This is a genomic window from Rhodococcus sp. NPDC003383, assembly GCF_053589115.1.
The window spans coordinates 130,798-152,477 of record NZ_JBSFRG010000001.1; the positions used below are offsets into that span (position 1 = coordinate 130,798).

Genomic DNA, 21,680 nt, shown 5'->3' on the forward strand with positions numbered 1-21,680 from the left:
CACGGTTCCGGAGCGGTCCGGATCAGGGAACCGGCGGATAGCCGAGCATCGTCAGCAGCTGGCTCTGCTGATCTGCGAAGTCGTACAACGCGTGGTAGTAGTCGGCGCGGATCTGATCGGCGTAGGGCCGCAACGAATCGACGAACGCGACGATCTGATTCTGGACGGACCAGTTGTACATCCGCATCCCCCCGGGCTCGGCACCGACCGGACAGTGACTGTGAGCAGAATCACTCCTGCTCGGCAGCGCCAGCCTACGTCAGGCCCGCGAAGAGGTCACGCTCTCGGCCGGAGTCGTCGACGTCCCCGAGCGCGCCCCGCACGAGCACGAAGTGCTCCTCGGCGAAGACCGGCTGGGCGATCAGGTTCGACAGCGCGAACGCGGCGCCGCCGGGCGCGACGATCACCTGGGTGGCGTGCGCGGCCATCGCCGCCCGCTTCGCGTCGAGCACTCCGCCGACGTCCACCGCGGTGGTCACCCGCTCGTCGGGCACGCTCGGCAGGTCGCCGGCGTCGGGCACGGCCCACTCGGCGGGGATGTCGCCGAGCGCGGCGAGTCCGTCCCGCAGCGCGCTCTCCTCGGTGACGGTCCAGTACAGCTTCGGGGTCGACCACGGCTCCCCCGCCTCCGGATACGCGTCGGTGGCGGCCGCCTCGATCGCGGCGGTCACGCGCTCGTGCACGGCGACGTGATCGGGATGGCCGTAGCCGCCGACCGGGTCGTACGTGACGACGACGTGCGGGCGCAGTTCCCGGATCACGGCGACGAGCGCCGACACCGCTTCGTCGTGGTCCGCGTTGACCCAGGCCCGGGGGTTCTCCGCCGACGGGGTCCCGGCCATGCCGGAGTCGCGCCAGCGTCCGGCGCGCTCGAGGAAACGGGGCGCGGCGACGCCGAGCGCGGCGAGCGCCCGGGTCAGTTCCAGGATGCGGTAGCCGCCGAGCTGATCGGCACGATCGGCGACGAGTTCGGCCCAGTCGTCGCCGATGACCTCGCCTTCCTCGCCGAGCGTGCAGGTCAGGACGGTGACTTCGGCGCCCTCTGCCACGTAGCGGGCGATGGTCCCGCCGGTGGTGAGGGTTTCGTCGTCGGGATGGGCATGCACGAGCAGCAGCCGCCGGGCAGCGTCGGTCACGAGGTCGTCCTCCACCAGTTGGGGGCGTCGGCGACGACACCCGCGGGTACCGCACCGGCCAGCGATACGCCGTCGATTCCGGGGCCGGCCGCGACGACCGTGCGGTCCTGCACGATCGGCAGGTTCACGGCGAGGTCCCACAGCTTCGGCTGCGCGTTCGTCAGGATCTCGTGGACGTCACCGTTACCGCGGATCGCGGCGTCGAGGTCGGCGGTCAGCGACGGGTCGCACACCGAGCTCAGATTGCTCGGGGCCTCGAGCTGCGCGATCACCGCGTCCTCCTCGACGACCTCGGTCTCGGGGGAGGGCTCGTCAGCCGGGGCCGGGGCGGTCGGTGCCGGGTCGGAGTCGGTGGTTTCCTGCGGAGGCGTGCCGACCACATCGGACGGAGGCGTGCCGACCACATCGGACGGAGGCGTGCCGACCACGGGGGGCGGAACCGGCAGGCACCCGAATCTCGACAGCGCGGCCGTCGCCGGATCGTTTCCGGCCCGCATCCAGCCGACGACGGCGTGCACCCGGCCTTCGACGAGCGCGTCGCCGTACAACTCGTCGGCCGGCAGCGCGGTGACGGTCGCGCGGATGCCGGCCCCGCGCAGCAGATCGGCGGCGGTCCGCGCGACCGCGAGAGGCACCCCGGCGTCCTCGACGACACCGATCACCAGGGTCAACGGCGCGCCGTCGCGGACGAGCAGTCCTTCGGTTTCGGTCTCGGGCGCCGGCGCCGGAGTGGTGGCGGGTGCCGCCGTCGCCACGGGCGCGCCGGACGCACCGTCCGGAACGTCGACCGGAGCCGGCGGCGGCGCCGGCAGGTATCCGGCCTCGGCGAGCAGGCCGAGGGCCTGTTCGCGGGAGGGTCGCGGAGGCATCGACGGCGCATAGCCGGGATCCGAGGGAGCGAGCACCTGGGCACGAGCGGGAACGACCGCGGATTCGGTTCCCGCCGCGACGGTGGCGAGCAGGTCCGGGTCGAGCAGACCCAGCACGCCGCGGCGCACGCGCGGATCGGCGAATTCCGGGGTCCGCGCGTTCAGGGTGAGATCGAGTGTGCGCGGCTGCAATTGGGTGCCGGCCCGGACGCCGGGAACCGCACCGAGCTGGGCGAGCAGGGCCGATCCGCCGCGCACCTGCGCGACCTGCACGTCGCCGGTGCGCATCGAGTCGGTCAGCTGGGAATCGGTGCCGCCGCGGCGCAGCAGGATCTCGTCCGGCCGGGCGGGCAGCCCCCAGAAGCGGTCGTTGCGTTCGAGCAGGATCTCACCGCGGCCGCGGTCCACCGAGTCGACGGAGAATCGGCCACCGGACACCGGGATCGACTCGGCCAATCCGGTGACGAAGCCGCCGGGCGTGTCCTTGACCAGGTGGGCGGGCAGCAGATCGGAGAACAGTTCACGCCACGCCGGGTACGGCTCACGCAGGGTCACGGTGACGGTCTTGCCGCCCCCGGAGGACGCGACGTCCTCGATCAGCCGGTACCCGGACGGGTCCACGACCCCGGGCTGGGTGATCATCTGCTGCCACAGGTAGCGGAAGTCCTCGGCGGCGATCGGCGCACTGTCCGACCACTGGGCGTCGGTGCGCAACTGGTAGGTGATCGTGAACGGGTTCTCCGAGGTGACCTCGGCCGACACGAGCACCGACTCGTCGGGAACACGGTCCACCAGCGCCGGGTTCGCGGGGTTCGGCACGGTCCGGAACGCACTCGGCAGCACCAGTTCGGCGACGGCGTTGCCGACCGGCGATTGGTCCGCGAGCAGGTGCGGATTGAATCCGGCGCCGATGTCGTCGATGGCGACGACGACGGTGTTGCGCTGCGGCGCGGGCGCCGGGGTCTGGGTCGGCTCGGTCTGCTCGATCGGCGGGGGCGGAGAGGCCGTGCACGCCGCCAACCCCGTGACCAGAGCGGTGATTCCGGCCATCACCAGTGGCCGGCACCGTCTCCGGACGCGCGAACGCAACAACCGAGCCTCCCCTCCGTCGGACAACGGCTCGGGTGGCGGCTCCGGAACGGATCGGGGCCACCACCCGGACTGCTACTTGTTCCGGGCCTTCTCGCGCGAACGCGCGCGGGCACGGTCGGTCGCGGACAGGTGCACCTTGCGCACGCGGACCGCCTCCGGCGTGACCTCGACGCACTCGTCGACGGCACAGAACTCGAGCGCGGCCTCGAGCGTGAGCTCGATCGGCTTGGCGAGGGTCTCCATGACGTCGGCGGTCGAAGAGCGCATGTTGGTGAGCTTCTTCTCGCGGGTGACGTTGATGTCGAGGTCCTCGGCACGCGGATTGATGCCGACCACGTGGCCTTCGTAGGTGTCGCTGCCGGGCTCGACGAAGAACGTTCCGCGGTCGGCGAGCTGGATCATCGCGAACGGGGTGACCGAGCCGGAACGGTCGGAGACGAGCGAACCGGTGTGGCGGGCACGGATCTCACCGGCCCACGGCGCGTAGCCGTGGAAGATCGCGTTGGAGATGCCGGTGCCGCGGGTCTCGGTGAGGAAGTCGGTGCGGAACCCGATCAGGCCACGGGACGGGATGATGAATTCCATACGGACCCAGCCGGTCCCGTGGTTCGTCATCTGGACCATCTTGCCCTTGCGGTTCGCGAGGAGCTGCGTGATCGCACCGAGGTGTTCCTCGGGGCTGTCGATGGTCAGCTCCTCGTAGGGCTCGTGCAGCTTGCCGTCGACGGTCCGGGTGACCACCTGCGGCTTGCCGACGGTCAGCTCGAAGCCCTCGCGGCGCATCTGCTCGACGAGGATGGCGAGGGCGAGCTCGCCGCGGCCCTGCACCTCCCACGCGTCCGGGCGTCCGATGTCGAGGACGCGCAGCGACACGTTGCCGACGAGCTCGGAATCGAGGCGGGACTTGACCATGCGGGCGGTGAGCTTGTGGCCCTGCACGCGGCCGACCAGCGGCGACGTGTTGGTGCCGATGACCATCGAGATGGCCGGTTCGTCGACCGTGATGGTGGGCAGCGCCACCGGGTTCTCGGTGTCGGCGAGGGTGTCGCCGATCATGATGTCGGGGATGCCGGCGACGGCGACGATGTCGCCCGCGACGGCCTCGTCACCCGGCTGGCGTTCGACACCGATCGTCTTGAGCAGCTCGGTGATCTTGACGTTCTTGACGCCGTCGGCGTGCATCCACGCGACGGTGTCACCCTTGCGGAGCTTGCCGTTGTGGATGCGCAGCAGCGCGAGGCGGCCGAGGAACTCGGACGCGTCGAGGTTGGTGACGTGCGCCTGGAGCGGAGCCTCGGGGTTGCCCTTCGGGGCGGGGATGCACTCGAGCAGGACCTCGAAGAGCTCGTCGAGGTTCTCGGCGTCGGGAACCTGGCCGTTCTCCGGCTGCTTCCGGCTGGCCTTGCCCTCGCGGCCGGAGGCGTAGAGGACGGGCAGCTCGAGCGCGAGTTCGGCGGCTTCGGCGGCCTCGTCGTCGAGGTCGGAGGCGAGGTCGAGCAGCAGCGTCTGGCTCTCCTCGACGACCTCCGCGATCCGGGCGTCGGGGCGGTCGGTCTTGTTGACGACCAGGATCACCGGCAGCGACGCGGCGAGCGCCTTGCGCAGCACGAAGCGGGTCTGCGGCAGCGGGCCCTCGGAGGCGTCGACGAGCAGCACGACACCGTCGACCATCGACAGGCCGCGCTCGACCTCACCACCGAAGTCGGCGTGGCCGGGGGTGTCGATGACGTTGATGACCGTCACGGAACCGTCCTGGTGGTGACGGTGCACGGCGGTGTTCTTCGCGAGGATGGTGATGCCCTTCTCGCGCTCGAGGTCGCCGGAGTCCATGACCCGGTCGACGAGTTCCGCACGTTCGGCGAAGGCGCCCGACTGGCGCAGCATGGCGTCGACGAGGGTGGTCTTTCCGTGGTCGACGTGCGCGACGATGGCGACGTTCCGAAAATCAGCGGTGCTCACGCGATGGCTCTCCTGGCTGTAGTCCGGCCACACGGCACTGGACCCGGTCGGCACCTCGCCCGTACGGCGTTTCGTCTCGGTGGCCGCGACGCGAATGCGAGACACCCGACGTGACCGTGAACCGGCCCGCGCAGGCACTGCGGCCTTGTATATCTTACAGGCCGCCGAACCGTGTCCGCGCCGATGGACCGCGGTTACCCCAGCTCAGCCCGCCCGACGTGATGTTCGCCACGCCTATTCGCCGTCGGGTGTGGCGCCGTCGAACCATCCGTCGCACCGCACGGCACTGTTCTTGCGGGCGGCGTAGTGATCGAAGAACACCGTCGACATCAGTTCGCGGCGGCTGGTGACCCCGGCCTTGGCGAACACCGATTTGAGGTGGTCCTGCACGGTGTACGGCGACATGTGCAGACGCCGCGCGATCTCCGCGGTGCTGTCGCCGCGGAGCACCCGTTCGACGACCTCGCCTTCGCGCCCGGTCAATCCGAATGCGGCCACCACCAGCGGAAACACCGCCGCGGCGCCGGCCTGCTCGATCGTCACCGCGATCCGCGTGCCCTCACCGCGACCGGCCAGCGGCGACGCGTGCACGACGAGCCACTCCCCCGTCCGCGAGCGCACGGTGAGGCGGGGCACCGAGCCGGTCCGGCCGGCCTGCAGCGAGCGTGCGGCCGCGACGGTCGACGTGAGCGCGGGCGGCGGATCCGCCCACAGCGAGCCGCCGAGTTCCTCGACGCGCTGCTCGGCGCCGGGTGTGGCCATCTCCACTTCGCCGTGGGCATCGAAGACCACCACGGCGGGCCCGTCGAGCGGTTCCGTCCACTCCGCCCTGGCCTCGGCGGTGGTGGCGATCAGTCCGGCCCGGACGCCGCGCGCCAGCAGCCCGGACACGCTCTGCACGAAGTCGGCTTCGGCCGGGCTGAAACCGCTGGATTCGGGGGCCCGGTAGACGGCCATCCCGCCCCAGGTCCTGCGGCCGGCCTTCATCGCGGCACGCAACTCGTGCCCGAATCCGAAGTGGGGTTCGATGAGGTCGCGGAACCGGGAGCTGCGGTACGGGTCGCCCGCGGTCTCGTCGTGCAGGATGCTCACGCCCACGTCGCGGCGGGCGAGATCGGTGAACAGACTCACCCGGTCCTCCACGTATTCGTGGTACGCGAAGAGTTCCTCGCACGGATCCTCGATCCCGACCTTGATCGAGCTGGTGACCAGGGTGGTCGACGGATCGATGGTGGCGAAGCACACCCCTTCGAACGGCACCGCCCTTTCCAGGATGTCGAGCGCTTCCATCCCGAACGCGTCCCACGGAAGTCCGGCGCGGGACAGGGATTCGATGCCGGCACGGGCAGCCTCGGCGCGGAACGTTCTCACCTGAAAAGTGTGCAGGACGCACCCGATCTTGGTACACCCCAGAATTCTGGGGGTCGCGATTCCCCGCACTTCGGGGATTTTTCCGCCGGCCGGACGCGGACACGCTTCTCCGCATGACGACAACATCGACGACCGTCCCGCGGATCCCGTTCCCCGACCTCGCCGCCCGCATCGACGGCGCGCTGATCCTGCCCACCGACGACGAGTTCCCGCACGCCGCTCAGGCCTGGAACCTGGCGGTTCCGCAGCGTCCGCGCGCGGTGCTGCACGCCCGGACCGCGGCCGACGTGGTGCACGCCGTGCGCTTCGCGATCGAGCACCGGCTGCCGGTGACCGCGCAGCCCGGCGGGCACGGCGCCACGACCGCGCTCGACGGGGCGCTGCTGATCCGTACCTCCGCCCTGGACGACATCTGGATCGACGCCGACGCCCGGGTCGCGCGGGTCGGCGCGGGCGTCAAGTGGGGGCAGTTGCAGACCGCGCTCGACGGCACCGGCCTCACCGGGATGCTCGGTTCGAGTCCCGACGTCACGGTCGTGGGGTTCTGCCTCAGCGGTGGCCTGTCCTGGTTCGGTCGCGCCCACGGCACCGGGGCCGCCTCGCTCCGGGCGGTGGAACTGGTCGACGCGGCCGGAACGCACCGCTGGGTGGACGATTCCACCGACGCATCGCTGATGTGGGCGTTGCGCGGCGGCGGAGGCGAGTTCGGAATCGTCACGGCCGTGGAGATCGCGCTGGTGCCGGCACCGGAACTGGCCGGGGGGCGCCTGCTGTTCCCGGTCGAGGATGCCCCGCGCGTCTGGCGGGCGTTCGCCGAGGTCACGACGGTGGCGCCGCGGGAGCTGACGCTGTTCGCGTCCGTGCTGCACTTTCCGCCGATCCCGGAGCTGCCCGAGGAGATCCGCGGGCGGTCGTTCTGCGCGGTGGACGCGGTGCTGCTGGGGGGCACCGCGGCCCTGGAGGCGCTGCTCCGCCCGATCGCCGGGGCCGGGACGGTGCTGCGCAGCACGATCGGTCCGCTGCGGCCGAGCACGATCGGCGACGTGTGCGAGGAACCGGTCGATCCGTCGCCCGCGCTGACCGGATCCGGGTCACTGGTCTCGCTGGACGACGAGGTGCTCACCGCGCTGCTGGACCGTGTGTCCGACACCGCGTGCGGGCTGATGCAGGCCCAGGTCCGGCATCTCGGTGGCGCCTTCCGGGACGATCCCGCGCGGCCGGCGGCATGCGGGCGGGTCGAGGCCGAGTACATGGCGATGATGCTGGCGATGGCGCCGGTCCCGGAGGCGATCGAGCCGGCGCAGGCGGCGATCGACGCGGCCCTCGACGTCCTGAAGCCGTGGCACGCCGGCCCGCTGCCCCTGTCGATGCTCGGTCACCACGACGGCGCCGAGGTCGCGTTCGCACCGGATACGCTGCGCCGCCTGCGCGACGTCAAGGAATCGACGGATCCGCGGTGTGTCGTGCGCGGAAATTTCCCGGTGCACGGCTCTCCCGCAATTCGGTAAGGGAATGCTAACCTGCCTTCCACGGTCGGGAGCACGTCCGTGGAAGGCAGGATGGGGACGCGAATGGGCAAGGTCAAGGTGAGCAAGATTGCGCGTCTCACCCCGAAGAAGAAGTGCTGCCGTAAGAAGACCCGCTGCATCAAGTGCCCGGTCGTGATCATGCGGATGAAGAAGCTCGAGGGCGAGGACCTCAGCAAGAAGGAACTCGAGAAGCGGCTGAAGAAGGCCCGCGCGGCCTGAGCCCGGAACCGGTCCGCGCGGGTTCTGCGCTCCGGGTTCTAGGACCTCCGCAGCAGGTGTTCCTGCAGGTCCGGTAGCCATTCCCGGTCGTTCGGCACCAGCGGCAGCGTCGCCAGTTCCGCCGCATCGACCCACCGCAGCGCGGAGTGTTCGAGCGGGGCGGGGACTCCGTCCACCAGTTCGACGCGGTAGGCGCACAGCATCCGGCCGTCCGGCAGAGGTACCGCCGCTCCGATGCGTTCGCCCCCGGAGACGTCGACGCCGAGTTCCTCTCTCAATTCGCGGCGCAGCGCGTCCTCGACGGTTTCGCCGGGTTCGACCTTGCCGCCGGGCAGTTCCCACAGGCCCGCGAGTTCGGCAGGTCCGGTGCGTTGCGCGAGCAGCAGCCGCCCGTTGCGGAACAGCGCGGCCGCCACCACTTCACCCGGGCCGTCGGTCATGTGCTGCTCCTGTCGTTGCGGTCACGTGCTGCGGCGTCCCAGAATGAGTCATGGCCGACCTTCTCTCCGACGCCGAGATCGACGCCGCCCTCGCCGACCTCCCGGGCTGGTCCCGGAAGGGGAATTCTCTGGTGAGGACCATCGAATCAGCAACCTTCCCGGACGCGATCGCCCTGGTCACCCGTGTGGCCGACGCCGCCGAGGTGATGAATCACCATCCCGACATCGACATCCGGTGGCGCAAGGTGACGTACACGCTCTCGACGCACTCCGCGGGCGGGATCACGGCGTCGGATCCGGCTCTCGCCCGCCGGATCGACTCCCTGGCGGGACAGTAACCGGATCCGCCGGCGGCTGCGTCCGCCCCGCGTGGACGATCCACGCGTAGACCGCGAGCGCGCCGATCACGTTCGCGGCGCCGAGCCACGACAGGACCGCGGGGCGCGAGATGTCCCAGATGGAGTCCTGGGCCCAGCCGAGCAGCCACGGCACGCCGACGAGGGTCGTGACCGCCCAGCACGCCGCGATCACGCGGGTTCCGCGGCGCGCGGCGAGCGGGCCGTACACGAGCCACACGAGCATCGGCACGACCCACACCCAGTGGTGGGCCCACGAGATCGGCGAGACGAGCAGTCCGAACAGTTCGACGACGACGAGCGTGCCGAGGCGGTCGTCGGGGCCCAGTGCCCGCCACGCCGCGTAGGCGAGGGCCGCCGAGAGCGCGACCGCGATCAGCCACAGCGGTCCGGTACCGACGTCGTGACCGACGATGCGGCTGAGCGCCCCGCGCAGCGACTGGTTCCACACCGATCCGACAGGTCCGATCCGATTCGCGTCGCCGAAGAACGTCGTGAAGTACTTGCGGCCCTGTTCGCCGAGGACCAGCACGCTCACCGCGACGGTCGCGAAGAACACGACGGCGGAGAACACGGCGGCGGACCATCGCCGGCGCGCGACGAGATACAGCCCCGCGATCGCGGGGGTCAGCTTGATGCCGGCCAGGAGCCCGACGAGGCCGCCGGAGATCCACCAGCGGCTGCTGCGGGCGGCGATCATGATGCCCAGCACCAGGAAGACGTTGACCTGCCCGTAGTCGAGGGTCATCCGGACCGGTTCGGTCCACACGCCGATCGCCGTCCACACCAGCGCGACCGCCGTCCACCGGGTGTTGCGGGCGTCGGCGCCGACGAGCAGCTCGAGCGCGATACGCACGATGCCGAACAGCGCGGCGACCGTGAGCAGCTGCCATACGAGGCCCACGAAACCGAACGGCAGGTAGTGCAGGGGGAAGAACACCAGCGCGGCGAACGGCGGGTAGGTGAACGGCAGCGGGAAGTCGGGGGTGTCCCGCGAATACGTGAAGTCGTAGAGATCGCCCTGCAGCAGGCTCGCCGCGCCCTCGACGTAGACGTGCAGGTCGACGAGGTTCAGGCCGTTGGGGGTGAGAAAGGCCCACAGCAGCCGGGCCACGACGGACACGAGCAGCAGCGCCGCGCACCACCACAGACGCTGCGAATCGTGACTGCGCTGGAGGCGGGCGGATCGTGGCACTGGGGTGCAGCCCTCCCGTGGTCGTAGGCCCGGGCGCATCCGTAAGAGCACTGCGCATCCGAGGGCCCCCGGCTCGCCCGAGGACCGGAGATACACAGTATCGGCTCGCGGGTACCGCCCGGAAAACGCTGGTCCCAGGAGTAACAGTTTTATCTCCAACCCCAGCAGCAACACCCGGTTGGGGTTACGGTCTACCGGATACCACCATTCGGAAGACACGGTAGCTACACTCCCGGCAGGTCCTGCCATCGGCGCAAATCAAGCGCCACGGCTTGTACCGGACGGGGGGCCTACATAGAGTGTCTCCTCGAGCCGTCAGCTCCCGCGGCCCGTAACGGACCGCCGGGGGCTTCAACGACAAGGATGGGGAACAGTGCTTCGTACTCGAGGAATGCGACGGGCGCTCATCACGTGCGCACTCGCCGCCACCGCGGGACTGATCGTGCCCACGCACGCGGTCGCGCAACCGCTTCCACCGGCCCCGGTCATTCCCGATCTGGCCCAGATCACGAGTGCCCTGCCCTTCCAGGTGCCTGCGGATCTGTCCATCGAGACGCTCACGAACCTGCTCGCGAACCAGGTCGCCAACCCCGAGGAGATCGAGGCGCTCGCCTCCCTCGCCCCGGCCATCATCGGTGCCGCTGCGGGCCCCTCCGATATCGCGGACGACGGCAAGAACGACCTGCTCGCACAGGCCAAGGAGCTGCTCGAGAACTCCGAGCTGCCCGAGTCGATCAAGTCCACGCTGCAGCGGGTCATCACGTTCCTGGACGGCAGCGGTGGCGGCGGTCCGGACATCCCGGATCCGAACAGCGTCGTGATCACCCAGTTCCTGTACCCGACCCTCGGTGAGGGCTGCATCAGCGACACCGCCGACTCGGTCGGCACCGCGCTGGCCGTCGCCGGACCGTCGAAACTGCCGCCTCCGGGACCGGGCGCCGGCCAGACCGGTTTCGTGTTCACCGCGCTGGGCACCGCTCCGCTCGCCGAGAAGCAGGAGAGCCCGCTCACCGTGAGCTGGATCAACGTCTCCAACGGCCGGACCGGCTCCCAGCCGCTCACCGGTGAAGCCAAGATCAACCCGGACGGCCCGGCCACGCTCAGCGCGATCGCCGACACCGGGTCGGGCAACGTCGTCGCGGTGATCTCGGGCGGTATCACCACCCAGAAGCCGGACGCCGAGCCGCGCTCGTGCTCCTTCCTGCCGACCATCGGCCTGGTGACGGTGCGCTGACGCGCAACACCGTGTCGTTCGAGACCGCCGGGGCACTCGCCCCGGCGGTCTCGTCGTTTCGCGTATCCGTCCGGGCGACCGTCGGCACGTGATAAACCGGGGCATGGCCGAATTCCCGTCCCGTGCCGGAAAGCAGTGCCGGAGCGACCGCTCCCGGTCGATCCGCTCGATCGCATCGCTCGATCCTGTCGATCCGGTCCGAGGGCTCGATTCTCTCGATCGGCTCCGCCTATTCGATCCTGTCGATCGGCAGTGTCGGCTCGATCCTGTCCATCGGATCCGTCGGCTCCGCGGGGTCGGCCCTGTCGTCGCTGTCGTTCGGCAGCCTCGGATCCGCGCTGTCCGGGCTGTCCCGGTGGTCCCTGCTGTCGTGGCGCGGCAACCACGACGCCCCCGACGCCGAGCATCCCTCGCTCGTGGTCACCGCCGCCGAGGAGGACCCGGCGCAGCACTGCCAGAGTTGAGTGCCCCGCGGCTCTACCCGGCCTCTAACCCGCGCTGAGGGACCACTGCCCGTAGTCCTCGGTGAGCACGTGGTTGACGTCGATGCCGATACCGTCGATCGTCTTCTGCCCCGGAATCTGGTGCAGGTTCGCCAGCGGATGCACGTACCCCTTGGGGGTGCCCCAATCGTGCTGCCAGTAGAAGGAACCGAGCTGCGCGACGACGGCGAGGTCGATCGTCGGCGAGTTCGCGTAGACCCCGGTGTTCTCGCGGCCGACCACGGACTGCCAGCCCAGCAGATACGGCGCGATCAGGGTGGCGAATTCGAGCGGCGTCGGATTGTCGTCGATCGACGCGTAGATCGGACGGTCGTCGGGACCACCGGCTGCCCGGTGCAGTTCGAGGCCGCGGGTCGCGTGCTCGACGCCGGCGTCGAAGCCGCCTCGCCAATCGGCGGTGTCCGCCTTGCCGAACTGGTAGCAGGACACGACCTCGAGCCCGCTGTCGGTCAGGTCCGTCGCCTCGTCCTCGGTCAGCGGCTTGGCCAGCATCCACTCCGCACCGGGCCGCCGATCCGAGACGTACCGGATCGCACCGATGTGCCCGGCCGCGCGGATCGACTGCGGGGACGGCACATCCGCCGAATAGTCGACGATCGTGCCCAGGACCTCCCGGCCCTGCGCGACGCCGGGCGCGGTCACGGCGGACAGCCACACCGCTCCCGAGCCGATCGCCGCGTATCGGAACAGTTCCCGACGAGAAATACTCATCGCACCTCGCTTCAGCCGGTTCGGTCGAGAAGATCACCGCCCCCGAGGTCCGGGGTGGGCACCATCGGGTATTGCACCACACCCCCCAGCCGTCACAGGGGTAACACGCGAAACCGAGGTGCCGGCTGTCGCCCGGCTATCGGCCGGCGAGATCCGCGAAGTAGGCCGGCACCAGCGCGACGTCCTCGACCGTCCGCACCGTGGTGCGCACGCCGAGCCCGTGTTCCTTGAGCAGGTCGCACAGGCCGTCGCCGTCGATCAGGTCGATCGGCGGTGCGCCGTGCCGGTGTGCCTCCGCGCGGGCGTCGTCGGTGAACGAACCGGTGGAGACGAGCAGCCCCTTGTCGCCGCGACCCACCATTGCGGCGCGGAACTCGCGGACGACGTCGGCGCCGGCCCGCTCGGGGCCGCGCACGAACCGGAAGAAGACGGAGAAGCTGAGCAGCGAGACCCGCAGCACACCGGTGCCCTCGACGGCGGCGTCCGCGTCGTCGGGTTCGCTGTCCGGCACGGAACCGGGCGCGGGGATCGTCAGGGTCGTGAATCCGGCGGCGCGCAGCACCGAGGTGACCATCCGGGCGAAGCCGTCGGCGGGCAGTTCGGCGATCGCGGCCAGGACCGGTTCGCGCCAGAGTTCGGGATCCTCGGGTGCCGCCACGAGCGGAACGACCTGAGCGCCCAACGACGCGTTGCGGACCAGCCGCTTGCGGCGCTTCTCCGCGGTGTACGCCACCTGCATGGGCTTGATCTCGGATTCGCGCACCGCCCGTCCCCGGTCGGTCACGCTCCAGACACCGCGGCGGGTGTTCGAGAGCAGGCCCATGCCCTTGAGATAGGTGCGTGCCCACGCCACCCGGTATTCGATCTCGGTACCGGGACCGTCGCCGTGCAGCACGGTGCGCACCGCCTCGGGCAGGCCGGCACGGTCGATCACTTCGCTGTCGATGTCCTCGATGACGCCGGACCCGCCGAGGGCGATGACCGCCTGCAGGGTGGGCCACAACAGATCCGTGTACGGCGGCAGGGCGACCTCGTCACCGGCCGAACTTTCGGCAGAGGTTCCGACCACGTTCCGGCGCTGCACACCTTCCCCAATCGCGTGCGGGTTGTCTCCGCACCGCTCTCGATCCTGCACGTCGGAATCACCCTAGCGGATCGCCCGAGCACAGCGGCGCACGCACACGCTCCCACCGCGTGGGACGACCCGCCGCGAGCGGGCATCGGCGTGCGATAGTGACCCGGACCACGCCGGGTCACCGGCGAGTGGCGGTGTTCGAGACGGGGTGGGTCACGGCATGGGATGGAGTCACAGCGAACTCGAGGATGCGTTCGCGCTGTACCAGCAGGCGTCCGCGGATGCGCGGCGGACCGGCGACTGGGGACTGTTCGCGGACCGGTTCACCGAGGACGCCCGCTACTACGAGCACGCGTACGGCCGGTTCGAGGGCCGCATCGCGATCCGCGAGTGGGTGATCCGCACGATGGGCGCGTTCCCCGGCAACCGGATGACCGCGTTCCCCGCGACCTGGTCGGTGATCGACGCCGACCGCGGGTGGGTGATCGCCGAGATCGACAACCCGATGGAGGATCCGGGCGACGGCTCGCACCACGCGGCCGCGAACATCACGATCCTGCACTACGGCGGCGACGGGTTGTGGTGCTACGAGGAGGACGCCTACAACCCGATGAACTTCCTGCGCATGGCCCAAGGCTGGTGCCGCGCCGCGGAGGCGGCGGGCACCCTGCCCGAGGACGCCCGCATCTGGTGGAACCGATACGGACGCTGAGCCCTCAGTTCCGTACGTCAGCGATGAGCTCGTGCTGCTCGACCGCGCTCGGGGCCTGCATGCCGGGCGCGTTCGGGTCGGAATGGGAGGCGCGGAACGAGTCCGACTTCAGCCACGCGAGGAAGTCCTCGCGGGTGTCGAACTCCATCGTCGAGACGTAGGGGGCGTCGTCGCCGACGGGACGCTGCAGCGTCGTCCGGTGCAGACCCGGGACGCCGGCGAGCGTGGTGTTCATGCTCTCGACGAAGACCTTCTCGAACGCTTCGGCGGTCTCGGCCGGGACCGGGATGCGGTTGGTGACGATGAACATTGATGCTCCTTGTTTCCGTTCGGGCGGGCCCTCCGAGGCCGCCGCGGCACATCATATCGACATCGTGTCGACAAATGTCGAGCCGGATCGCCCTCGTCCGCGCTTCCCGTTGACTACGATCAGGTCCGTGGCCCGTCCGGCACCGATCGACATGGCTCACCACCCGCATCTGAGCGGACTGTTCGCTCCCCAGCGGGAGGAGGTCGACGTCCGCGGCCTCGAGATCGTCGGCGAACTCCCCGACGATCTGCACGGCAGTTATCTGCGCAACGGGCCCAATCCGCGCTTCGATCCGATCGGCAGCTACGTCTACCCCATCGACGGCGACGGCATGGTGCACCGCGTCGAATTGACCGACGGTACAGCGCGATACACGAACCGGTTCGTCCGGACACCGAATGTGCTCGCCGAGGAGAAGGCCGGCCGCGCCTTGTGGTCGGGACTGACCGATCCCTACTTTCCGCCTGCCGAGGAGGTCGGCCCCGACCTGGCGAACACGATCCGGGAACTCCCGGACATCAACGTGATCCGGCACGGCGGCCGGTTGCTCGCGCTGGCGGAGGCCGCTCCCCCCTACGCGTTGGGTTCCGACCTCGAGACGCTCGGGCGCGAAACCTTCGACGGCGCCCTGCCGGTCGGACTCACCGCGCACCCCAAGGTCGATCCCCGCACCGGCGAGATGGTGTCGTTCTGCTACGTGCTGGACGCGCCGTACCTGACCTGGTCGGTGATCGGCGCCGACGGCACGGTGACGCGCGGCCCGACACCGGTCGACGGTGCCGATCGCCCGTTGATGATCCACGACATGGCTCTCACCGAGCGGTACGTCGTCCTGATCCTGGCGCCGTTCGTGTTCGAGCTCGGCCGGATCTTCACGGGAGCTTCGCCGCTGGATTGGCAGCCCGAACTGGGTGTGCGGATCGCACTGATTCCTCGCGACGGCAGCGCAATCCAGTGGCACACCACCGACGCGTTCTGGGTGTGGCACACCGCAAACGCCTTCGACCTACCCGACGGCTCGGTTGCCGTCGACTACGTCGAATGGCAGTACCCGGGTGGGCTCGTCGACTCCGCCGATCCCAACCCGAGCGCCCTGCGCCGCGCGGTGATCGGACGCAACGGGATCACCCGGACGACGCTGCACGAGCGCAACATCGAATTCCCCCGCGTGGACGACCGCCGGCTCACCGAGACCCATCGGGTCGTGGCCACGGTCGGCGAATCCGGCGCGACCGAGCTGCCGGCGGGTGATGCGGACGCACTGTTCTGGTTCGACGTCGCCGCGGGCACCGAGTCCGTGTGGCTCGGCGGATCGCTGGCACCGGGCGAACCCGCCTACCTGCCGAGCAGCAACGGCGGACCCGGATACTGGGGCACCATCGCCACCGATCGCAACGACCTGACCAGCTGGTTCCTCATCTTCCCGGCGGAGGATCCCGCGTCGGGTCCGCTCACGCGGGTGCGGCTGCCGATCCGGGTTCCCGCGGGTCTGCACGGGGCGTGGATTCCGGCTTCCTGACACCGCCTACGGTGGTCGCGTGGGATTCACACGCGCAGAACTCGAGTCGTTTCGCGACGCCCTCGTCCCCGATCTGATCGGGCCCGGATGCCGGTTGCTGTTCGTCGGGATCAATCCGGGTCTGTGGACGGCGGCGACCGGCGCGCATTTCGCGCGCCCCGGAAACCGGTTCTATCCCGCGCTGCTGCGCGCCGGGATCATCACGCGCCCGATCGATCCCGGCGCGGGGATGAGCCCGGAGGACCGGCAGCATCTGCTCGACCGTGGTGTCGGGATCACCAACCTGGTCCCGCGCGCGACCGCCCGCGCCGACGAACTGACCACCGCCGAACTGCGCGCGGGTGCCGAACGGCTCGCCGCCGTCGTCGCCGAGTTCACGCCACGGGTGGTCGCGGTCGCCGGAATCACCGCCTACCGCACCGCTTTCGGACGGCGTAAGGCGGTGACGGGCCTGCAGGACGAGACGATCGGCGGCGTCCCGCTGTGGGTGGTGCCGAACCCGAGCGGACTCAACGCCCACGACACGGTCGACTCGCTCGCCACCGCCTACGCCGAGCCGGCGCTCCGCGCCGGTGTGCCTTTGTGGCGGCCAGGGGCGCCACAAAGGCACACCGGCGACTAGCGGACCTTGGCCAGGTAGTCACTGGCGCGGTAGCCCGGCCCGACCCCCTCGACGAGGATCGCGGAGCCGTCGGAGTGCTCGGTGCGCAGCGGCAGGATCGCCTGGTACGCGGGCGATTCGTACCAGGCACGGGCATGCTCGGCGTCCGGGAACTCGATGACGATGAGATGTCCGGGCCACGTTCCTTCCACGACCACCGGATCGGTGCCGTGGACGAGGAACCGGCCCCCGAATTCGTCGAGGGTCGCGTCGATCTCCTGGAGGTAGCGCACGATCTCCGGTCCGAAATCGACCGAGCGCAGGTGGGCGACGGCGTATGCGGTCATTTTCTTCTCCCGTGGTTCGTTGGCCGGTGGGTACACAGACGAGACTCCCGGTCGCGGCGACACGAATCGATTACCTGTGAGGTAATGGCAGCCCTTCCCGGCCTCCCCTACCGTCGAATACATGACAACCGTGCAGCAGGAATCGGCCGGCGCGCTGCTGCGGCACTGGCGGGAACGTCGCGGGCTGAGCCAGCTCGCCCTCGCCAACCTCGCGGGGGTGTCGGCGCGGCACCTCAGTTTCGTCGAGACCGGCCGGTCGAAGCCGTCGCGCAGGATGCTGCTCGCACTCGGCGAACACCTGGATCTTCCGCTGCGGGAACGCAACGCGCTGTTGCTCGCAGCGGGTCTGGCCCCGGCATATCCGGAGCATCGGCTCGGCGACGTGCCGATGGCCGCCGTGTCCGACGCGATCGGCCGGATCCTGACGTCGCACATGCCGTTTCCGGCGCTGGTGGTGGATCGGCACTGGACGATGATCGACGCGAACGACGCCGTCACCGGACTCCTCGCAGCCTGCGCACCGGCCCTCGTCGAGCCCCCGGTGAACGTGCTGCGGTTGACGCTGCATCCCGAGGGGCTCGCCCCGCTGATCTCGAATCTGGGCCAATGGCGGGCGCATCTGCTGGCACGACTGCGGCACCAGATCGGGGCGACCGGCGACCCCGAGCTGATGCGCCTGCACGCCGAACTCGAGGGCTACCCCGGGGACGGGACCGCGGAGGCCGGGCACGCGGACGCCGGTGACAGCGCAGCGCTCGTGGTACCGCTGCGGTTGCGGGTCGGCGACGTCGAGTTGTCGCTGCTGAGTACCACCACACTGTTCGGAACCCCGCTCGATGTGACGGTGTCTGAACTGGCGATCGAGGCGTTCTATCCCGCCGACGACGCGACCGCCCGTGTGCTGCTCGGCAAGTGAACCGGTCGGCACCGAACCGCTCTCGAGTCGCACCGCCGCGCGGTAACGTCGAAACGGCCCCATCATCGTGAAACCGGATCCGGAGGACACCGATCATGAGCACTGCAAAGTGGTGGGTTCTGGACGGACGCAACAACGGTTTCGTCCTCGAGGAACGACCGAGCGGCGACATCGTCGTCGTCAACACGACGACGTCCGAGGAGCACGTGCTGCACGGCTATGTGTGGAAGCACTCGCACGTGTTCGGTGTGCAGATCCAGAGCGAGGGTCCGCCCCCGTACGGGCACTGGGTGGAGAACCCGGAAGACTGAACTCTCACCGAATCATCCTGAGCCACGGCATCATCCGGAGTCACGGAACCATCCGGCTCACGGAATGATCCGGAGCGCATAGCGCTCCCCTGTCCTGCTGTCGACGAGTGCCGCCGCATCCACGACCGCGGCGACGGGCAGCACGTCGTAGATCGCGGCGGCAAGTCGCGGCAGGTCGGTCAACCGTGTACGCGGACTCAGCGTGCAGTGGGGCATCCAGACGTCGGGGCGGTAGTGCTTGTGCAGGTCCGCGCCGGTGGCGACGACCGCGTCGACGACGCGGCGCTGCCGCTGGAGCAGGTCTGCGGTGGGTGCCGGCGCCAGCCAGATGCGCCCGCGCCGGAAGGTGCCGAGCGCGTCGAAGTGCAGGACCATGGGACCTCCGTCCGCCAGCGTCTCGACAGCGGCCGCGACCTCGTCGACGACGAAGGTCCGCAGTACCGCATAGGACAGGTGCGGGACGTGACGGCGGTGGGTGTGCGTGAGCAGCGTGGGAATGTCGAGGTCCTCGAGCCTGTCCCACAGGCGGCGCAACGCGCGTTCGGTTTCCCTGTCGAAGAGCAGGCACACCGCGAGAGCCATCAGCCGAGACGTTCGGCTCGCGCGTACAGATACCGCTGCTGGGGCAGGCTCGTGGCGCGTCGCGCGGCCTCGCCGTATTCCGCCCGGGCTGCCGCCTCGTCGCCCAGCATCTCGAGCAGATGCGCCCGCACCGCATGGAACCGCCGGCCGTCCGCGACACGGTCGTCGGCAGCGAGCCGCGCGAGGAGGTCGAGCCCCTCCTCGGGACCGCGTGCCATCGCGACGGCGACGGCGTGATTGAGCGCGACGACGGGGTTGTCCGACATCCGCAGCAGCAGTTCGTAGAGCCGCACGATCTGCGGCCAGTCCGTCTCCTCCGCACGAGACGCACGATCGTGCACCGCGGCGATCGCGGCCTGGAGCTGGTACGGGCCGGCTTCGCGGCGGCGAAGTGCCCCAGAACGAAGTGCCCCGGCAACCAGTGCCGTGCCCTCGGCGACGGCGTCGCGATCCCACAGCGAGCGGTCCTGCGCGTCCAGCGGGATCAACGCTCCGTCGGCGGACACCCGCGCGCCGCGCCGCGCGTCCGTCAGAAGCATCAATGCCAGCAGTCCCGCCACCTCGGGGTCGGACGGGAGCACCCTGTGGACGATGCGGGCCAGCCGGATCGCCTCCGACGACAGGTCGTGGCGGACGAGGTCCGTGCCCGAGGTCGCGGCGTAGCCCTCCGTGAAGATCAGGTACAGCACGTGCAGCACCGCTGCGAGTCGCTCGGCGTATCCGTCGGCCGCGGGCATCCGGAACGGCTCGCCGCTGTCCTCGATACGTTTCTTCGCGCGGCTGATCCGGCGGGCCATCGTGTCCTCGGAGGTCAGGAACGCCCGCGCGATCTCCGCGGTGGTCAGGCCGCCGACGGCCCGCAACGCGAGCGCGACCTGGGATGCGGGCGTCAGCGACGGGTGGCAGCACAGGAACAGCAGCACGAGCGTGTCGTCGGAGGGGACGTCCGCATCCGCCGCGGGTGCTCGCCATCGATCGGACGGTGTCCATTGCGTGACGACATCCTCGCGGCGCCGCCGCGCCTGCTCGCTGCGCAGCAGGTCGGTCAACCGTCGTGATGCGACGGTGACGAGCCACGCCCCCGGATCGTCCGGAAGCCCCGAGCGCGGCCATCCGGTCGCGGCCGCCAGCAGCGCTTCCTGCACCGCGTCCTCGGCCAGGTCGAAGCGCCCGTAACGCCGGACGACCGCACCGAGGACGCGCGGCGCTTCGTTGCGCAGCACGTCCTCGAGCGCGGTGTCGTGCATGTCTACGGTTCGGGTTCCGGGGGCACGCCTTCGTCGATGGGACGGACGTCGGCGTAGGCGGCGGCACGGACATGCGGCGGCGCCGGGCACTCGGCGAGCCGGAGCGCGATCTCGGTGGCGCGGTCGAAGCTGTCGCACTCGACGATCCAGTAACCGGCGAGCACTTCCTCGGACTCGGCGTACGGCCCGTCGGTCACGAGCGCGCCGGGCCCGACGCGCCGGGTGTGGACGGGCGCGGCCAGTCCCCGGGTCTCGACGAGTTCGCCGGAGGCCTCGAGTTCGGCATTGAACTTGGTCATGAACTCGGCCATGGCCGCGAAGTCCTCCTGCGACCATGCGGGCGTCCCCGTGCTCTTGCCCGCCATGCCGTCGTAGTCCTGCTGGGTCCCGTAACTCTGGATCATGAATTTCATGGCCGTTCCTCCTCCGTGGCACCCCGGATGGGTGCTGCATCGGATACGTCGGAGCCGGTGACCCCGTCCGGACACAGTCCTGAAGAGAAATTATCGGCGAATGCGGGAGACTTCGGTGCCGATCAGGCCACGGTCACGTGCCACACCAGCGCGGCCGCGAGCGCACCGACACCGTTGAGCGACCAGTGCAGCGCGATCGGGGCGAGGATGCTGCCGCTGCGACGACGCAGCCAGGTGAAGACGAATCCGGCGGCCGCGGTCGCGACGACCGCGCCCGCGATGCCGAGGACCTGCCCCCACACGCCACCGCCGAGCACTGCGCTCAGGCCCGCGTTCCCGGAGGTGAGGCCGAGCGACGACGCGATGTGCCACAGGCCGAACAGCAGCGAGCCGGCGGCGAAGACGCCGCGGGCTCCCCACGCGCGTTCGAGCGCGCCGTGCAGGACCCCGCGGAAGGCGAGTTCTTCCGGGATGACGGTCTGCAGGGGAATCACGATCATCGATGCGACGAGGGCACCGGAGATGGTCGCGTACCGCTCGGACAGGAAGAACTGCCGGGTGAACGGCAGCGCGATACCGACGGCGACGACGCCGACGACGAGCCCGATGGCCCCGAGCGAGTAGAGCGTCCCGCGCTTCCAGTGCCGGGGCGACAGTCCGAGTTCCGACCAGCGCATTCCGCGGTGCCGCATCATCGCGACGAGCACGAGCGCAGCGATGGGCACGGTCGCGATGGACGCCCACACGGTGGTGAAGTGGGCCACCATGTTGGTGGCGACGAGCACGGCGACGACGACGAGAACGTCGAGCCACGCGTGAGCGCGGTGGAGGCGTACGAGACCCGCGGTGACTCCGCCGGGCATATTCGCGAGAAGCATCCTCACAAGTGTACGGATTGCGGCCCCGTCGCGGCATGACGCACATCACTGCAACGGCGTACCACCCGTCACCGAGAGCCGGAAAACCGCAGGTGACGCACGTCACTTCGCGATCAGGAATCGGCTGGGTCACACGCCCCGTTGTCAAGGTCTTG

The 21,680-nt window shown here is 69.9% G+C and carries 25 protein-coding genes; 10 read left to right on the plus strand and 15 right to left on the minus strand.

What is annotated here, in order from left to right; genetic code table 11:
* Nucleotides 1-22: 22 nt before the first annotated feature.
* The 5 genes from ACWDTS_RS00545 to ACWDTS_RS00565 all read right to left on the minus strand — a co-directional run bounded on the left by ACWDTS_RS00545 (nucleotide 23) and on the right by ACWDTS_RS00565 (nucleotide 6,427).
* A complete protein-coding gene (locus ACWDTS_RS00545; protein ID WP_197253962.1) occupies nucleotides 23-181 on the minus strand; it encodes a hypothetical protein in 159 nt (52 codons plus the stop codon).
* Between the two features lie 73 nt (nucleotides 182-254).
* Complete coding sequence (mshB, locus tag ACWDTS_RS00550) at nucleotides 255-1,136, minus strand: N-acetyl-1-D-myo-inositol-2-amino-2-deoxy-alpha-D-glucopyranoside deacetylase (protein WP_248676137.1); 882 nt, start codon at nucleotides 1,134-1,136, stop codon at nucleotides 255-257.
* On the minus strand, nucleotides 1,133-3,055 hold the full coding sequence (locus ACWDTS_RS00555; protein WP_450117313.1) for an ABC transporter family substrate-binding protein: 1,923 nt from the start codon (nucleotides 3,053-3,055) through the stop codon (nucleotides 1,133-1,135). Before ACWDTS_RS00555 ends, mshB begins: the two co-directional genes overlap by 4 nt.
* 114 nt (nucleotides 3,056-3,169) lie before the next feature.
* Complete coding sequence (gene typA, locus ACWDTS_RS00560; RefSeq protein WP_197253876.1) at nucleotides 3,170-5,056, minus strand: translational GTPase TypA; 1,887 nt, start codon at nucleotides 5,054-5,056, stop codon at nucleotides 3,170-3,172.
* A 234-nt stretch (nucleotides 5,057-5,290) separates the two neighbouring features.
* Nucleotides 5,291-6,427, minus strand: coding sequence for a LuxR C-terminal-related transcriptional regulator (locus ACWDTS_RS00565; protein ID WP_197253878.1), 1,137 nt, complete (start codon nucleotides 6,425-6,427; stop codon nucleotides 5,291-5,293).
* Between the two features lie 113 nt (nucleotides 6,428-6,540).
* On the opposite strand from ACWDTS_RS00565, the gene ACWDTS_RS00570 reads away from it, so the two are divergent.
* Both ACWDTS_RS00570 and ACWDTS_RS00575 read left to right on the plus strand, forming a co-directional pair.
* A complete protein-coding gene (locus tag ACWDTS_RS00570; RefSeq protein WP_450117314.1) occupies nucleotides 6,541-7,935 on the plus strand; it encodes an FAD-binding oxidoreductase in 1,395 nt (464 codons plus the stop codon).
* Nucleotides 7,936-7,986: 51 nt separating this feature from the next.
* Complete coding sequence (locus ACWDTS_RS00575; RefSeq protein WP_197253938.1) at nucleotides 7,987-8,175, plus strand: hypothetical protein; 189 nt, start codon at nucleotides 7,987-7,989, stop codon at nucleotides 8,173-8,175.
* Between the two features lie 38 nt (nucleotides 8,176-8,213).
* Here the strand turns inward: ACWDTS_RS00575 and ACWDTS_RS00580 are convergent, their stop codons facing one another.
* Nucleotides 8,214-8,615 (minus strand): (deoxy)nucleoside triphosphate pyrophosphohydrolase, encoded by a 402-nt coding sequence (locus ACWDTS_RS00580; protein ID WP_248673896.1) that lies wholly within the window; start codon nucleotides 8,613-8,615, stop codon nucleotides 8,214-8,216.
* A gap of 50 nt (nucleotides 8,616-8,665) precedes the next feature.
* Here ACWDTS_RS00580 and ACWDTS_RS00585 point away from each other — a divergent pair, with 50 nt between their 5' ends.
* Entirely contained in the window at nucleotides 8,666-8,953 is a 288-nt protein-coding gene (locus tag ACWDTS_RS00585; protein ID WP_450117315.1) for a 4a-hydroxytetrahydrobiopterin dehydratase, read from the plus strand.
* On the opposite strand, the gene ACWDTS_RS00590 is transcribed toward ACWDTS_RS00585, so the two are convergent.
* On the minus strand, nucleotides 8,898-10,205 hold the full coding sequence (locus ACWDTS_RS00590; protein WP_450117316.1) for a mannosyltransferase: 1,308 nt from the start codon (nucleotides 10,203-10,205) through the stop codon (nucleotides 8,898-8,900). The genes ACWDTS_RS00585 and ACWDTS_RS00590 overlap by 56 nt on opposite strands.
* 352 nt (nucleotides 10,206-10,557) lie before the next feature.
* Here ACWDTS_RS00590 and ACWDTS_RS00595 point away from each other — a divergent pair, with 352 nt between their 5' ends.
* Entirely contained in the window at nucleotides 10,558-11,400 is an 843-nt protein-coding gene (locus ACWDTS_RS00595; protein WP_248673902.1) for an Rv1157c family protein, read from the plus strand.
* 122 nt (nucleotides 11,401-11,522) lie between these two features.
* Nucleotides 11,523-11,864 carry a hypothetical protein gene (locus tag ACWDTS_RS00600; protein WP_450117317.1) on the plus strand — a complete coding sequence of 114 codons (342 nt, stop codon included), beginning with the start codon at nucleotides 11,523-11,525 and terminating at the stop codon, nucleotides 11,862-11,864.
* 24 nt (nucleotides 11,865-11,888) lie between these two features.
* Here ACWDTS_RS00600 and ACWDTS_RS00605 read toward each other — a convergent pair whose 3' ends face one another.
* Nucleotides 11,889-12,614, minus strand: coding sequence for a DUF1906 domain-containing protein (locus ACWDTS_RS00605; protein WP_248673895.1), 726 nt, complete (start codon nucleotides 12,612-12,614; stop codon nucleotides 11,889-11,891).
* Between the two features lie 136 nt (nucleotides 12,615-12,750).
* The gene (locus tag ACWDTS_RS00610) at nucleotides 12,751-13,698 is read right to left on the minus strand and encodes a winged helix-turn-helix domain-containing protein (protein ID WP_450117318.1); all 948 of its coding nucleotides are present in this window, start codon (nucleotides 13,696-13,698) and stop codon (nucleotides 12,751-12,753) included.
* Between the two features lie 211 nt (nucleotides 13,699-13,909).
* On the opposite strand from ACWDTS_RS00610, the gene ACWDTS_RS00615 reads away from it, so the two are divergent.
* A complete protein-coding gene (locus ACWDTS_RS00615) occupies nucleotides 13,910-14,401 on the plus strand; it encodes a nuclear transport factor 2-like protein (RefSeq protein WP_248673894.1) in 492 nt (163 codons plus the stop codon).
* 4 nt (nucleotides 14,402-14,405) lie between these two features.
* Here ACWDTS_RS00615 and ACWDTS_RS00620 read toward each other — a convergent pair whose 3' ends face one another.
* The gene (locus tag ACWDTS_RS00620) at nucleotides 14,406-14,711 is read right to left on the minus strand and encodes an antibiotic biosynthesis monooxygenase family protein (protein ID WP_197253895.1); all 306 of its coding nucleotides are present in this window, start codon (nucleotides 14,709-14,711) and stop codon (nucleotides 14,406-14,408) included.
* Nucleotides 14,712-14,838: 127 nt separating this feature from the next.
* On the opposite strand from ACWDTS_RS00620, the gene ACWDTS_RS00625 reads away from it, so the two are divergent.
* Nucleotides 14,839-16,230: a carotenoid oxygenase family protein gene (locus ACWDTS_RS00625; RefSeq protein ID WP_450117319.1), complete on the plus strand. Its 1,392-nt coding sequence runs from the start codon at nucleotides 14,839-14,841 to the stop codon at nucleotides 16,228-16,230.
* A 19-nt stretch (nucleotides 16,231-16,249) separates the two neighbouring features.
* Complete coding sequence (locus ACWDTS_RS00630; RefSeq protein WP_450117320.1) at nucleotides 16,250-16,852, plus strand: mismatch-specific DNA-glycosylase; 603 nt, start codon at nucleotides 16,250-16,252, stop codon at nucleotides 16,850-16,852.
* On the opposite strand, the gene ACWDTS_RS00635 is transcribed toward ACWDTS_RS00630, so the two are convergent.
* Entirely contained in the window at nucleotides 16,849-17,178 is a 330-nt protein-coding gene (locus tag ACWDTS_RS00635; protein ID WP_450108157.1) for a DUF1330 domain-containing protein, read from the minus strand. The two genes, ACWDTS_RS00630 and ACWDTS_RS00635, sit on opposite strands and share 4 nt — an antisense overlap.
* A gap of 121 nt (nucleotides 17,179-17,299) precedes the next feature.
* On the opposite strand from ACWDTS_RS00635, the gene ACWDTS_RS00640 reads away from it, so the two are divergent.
* A complete protein-coding gene (locus ACWDTS_RS00640; RefSeq protein WP_450117321.1) occupies nucleotides 17,300-18,094 on the plus strand; it encodes a helix-turn-helix domain-containing protein in 795 nt (264 codons plus the stop codon).
* 95 nt (nucleotides 18,095-18,189) lie between these two features.
* The gene (locus tag ACWDTS_RS00645; protein ID WP_420752866.1) at nucleotides 18,190-18,405 is read left to right on the plus strand and encodes a maltose regulon activator MalT; all 216 of its coding nucleotides are present in this window, start codon (nucleotides 18,190-18,192) and stop codon (nucleotides 18,403-18,405) included.
* A 57-nt stretch (nucleotides 18,406-18,462) separates the two neighbouring features.
* Here ACWDTS_RS00645 and ACWDTS_RS00650 read toward each other — a convergent pair whose 3' ends face one another.
* From ACWDTS_RS00650 to ACWDTS_RS00665, 4 genes are all read right to left on the minus strand, one after another.
* Nucleotides 18,463-18,987, minus strand: coding sequence for a 2'-5' RNA ligase family protein (locus ACWDTS_RS00650; RefSeq protein ID WP_248673890.1), 525 nt, complete (start codon nucleotides 18,985-18,987; stop codon nucleotides 18,463-18,465).
* Nucleotides 18,987-20,234, minus strand: coding sequence for an RNA polymerase sigma factor (locus ACWDTS_RS00655; protein ID WP_450108159.1), 1,248 nt, complete (start codon nucleotides 20,232-20,234; stop codon nucleotides 18,987-18,989). Before ACWDTS_RS00655 ends, ACWDTS_RS00650 begins: the two co-directional genes overlap by 1 nt.
* Nucleotides 20,235-20,236: 2 nt before the next feature.
* Nucleotides 20,237-20,647, minus strand: coding sequence for a YciI family protein (locus ACWDTS_RS00660; RefSeq protein WP_231611059.1), 411 nt, complete (start codon nucleotides 20,645-20,647; stop codon nucleotides 20,237-20,239).
* Nucleotides 20,648-20,769: 122 nt separating this feature from the next.
* Nucleotides 20,770-21,525, minus strand: a complete 756-nt coding sequence (locus ACWDTS_RS00665; RefSeq protein WP_450108161.1) for a CPBP family intramembrane glutamic endopeptidase — start codon at nucleotides 21,523-21,525, stop codon at nucleotides 20,770-20,772.
* Nucleotides 21,526-21,680: the final 155 nt, after the last annotated feature.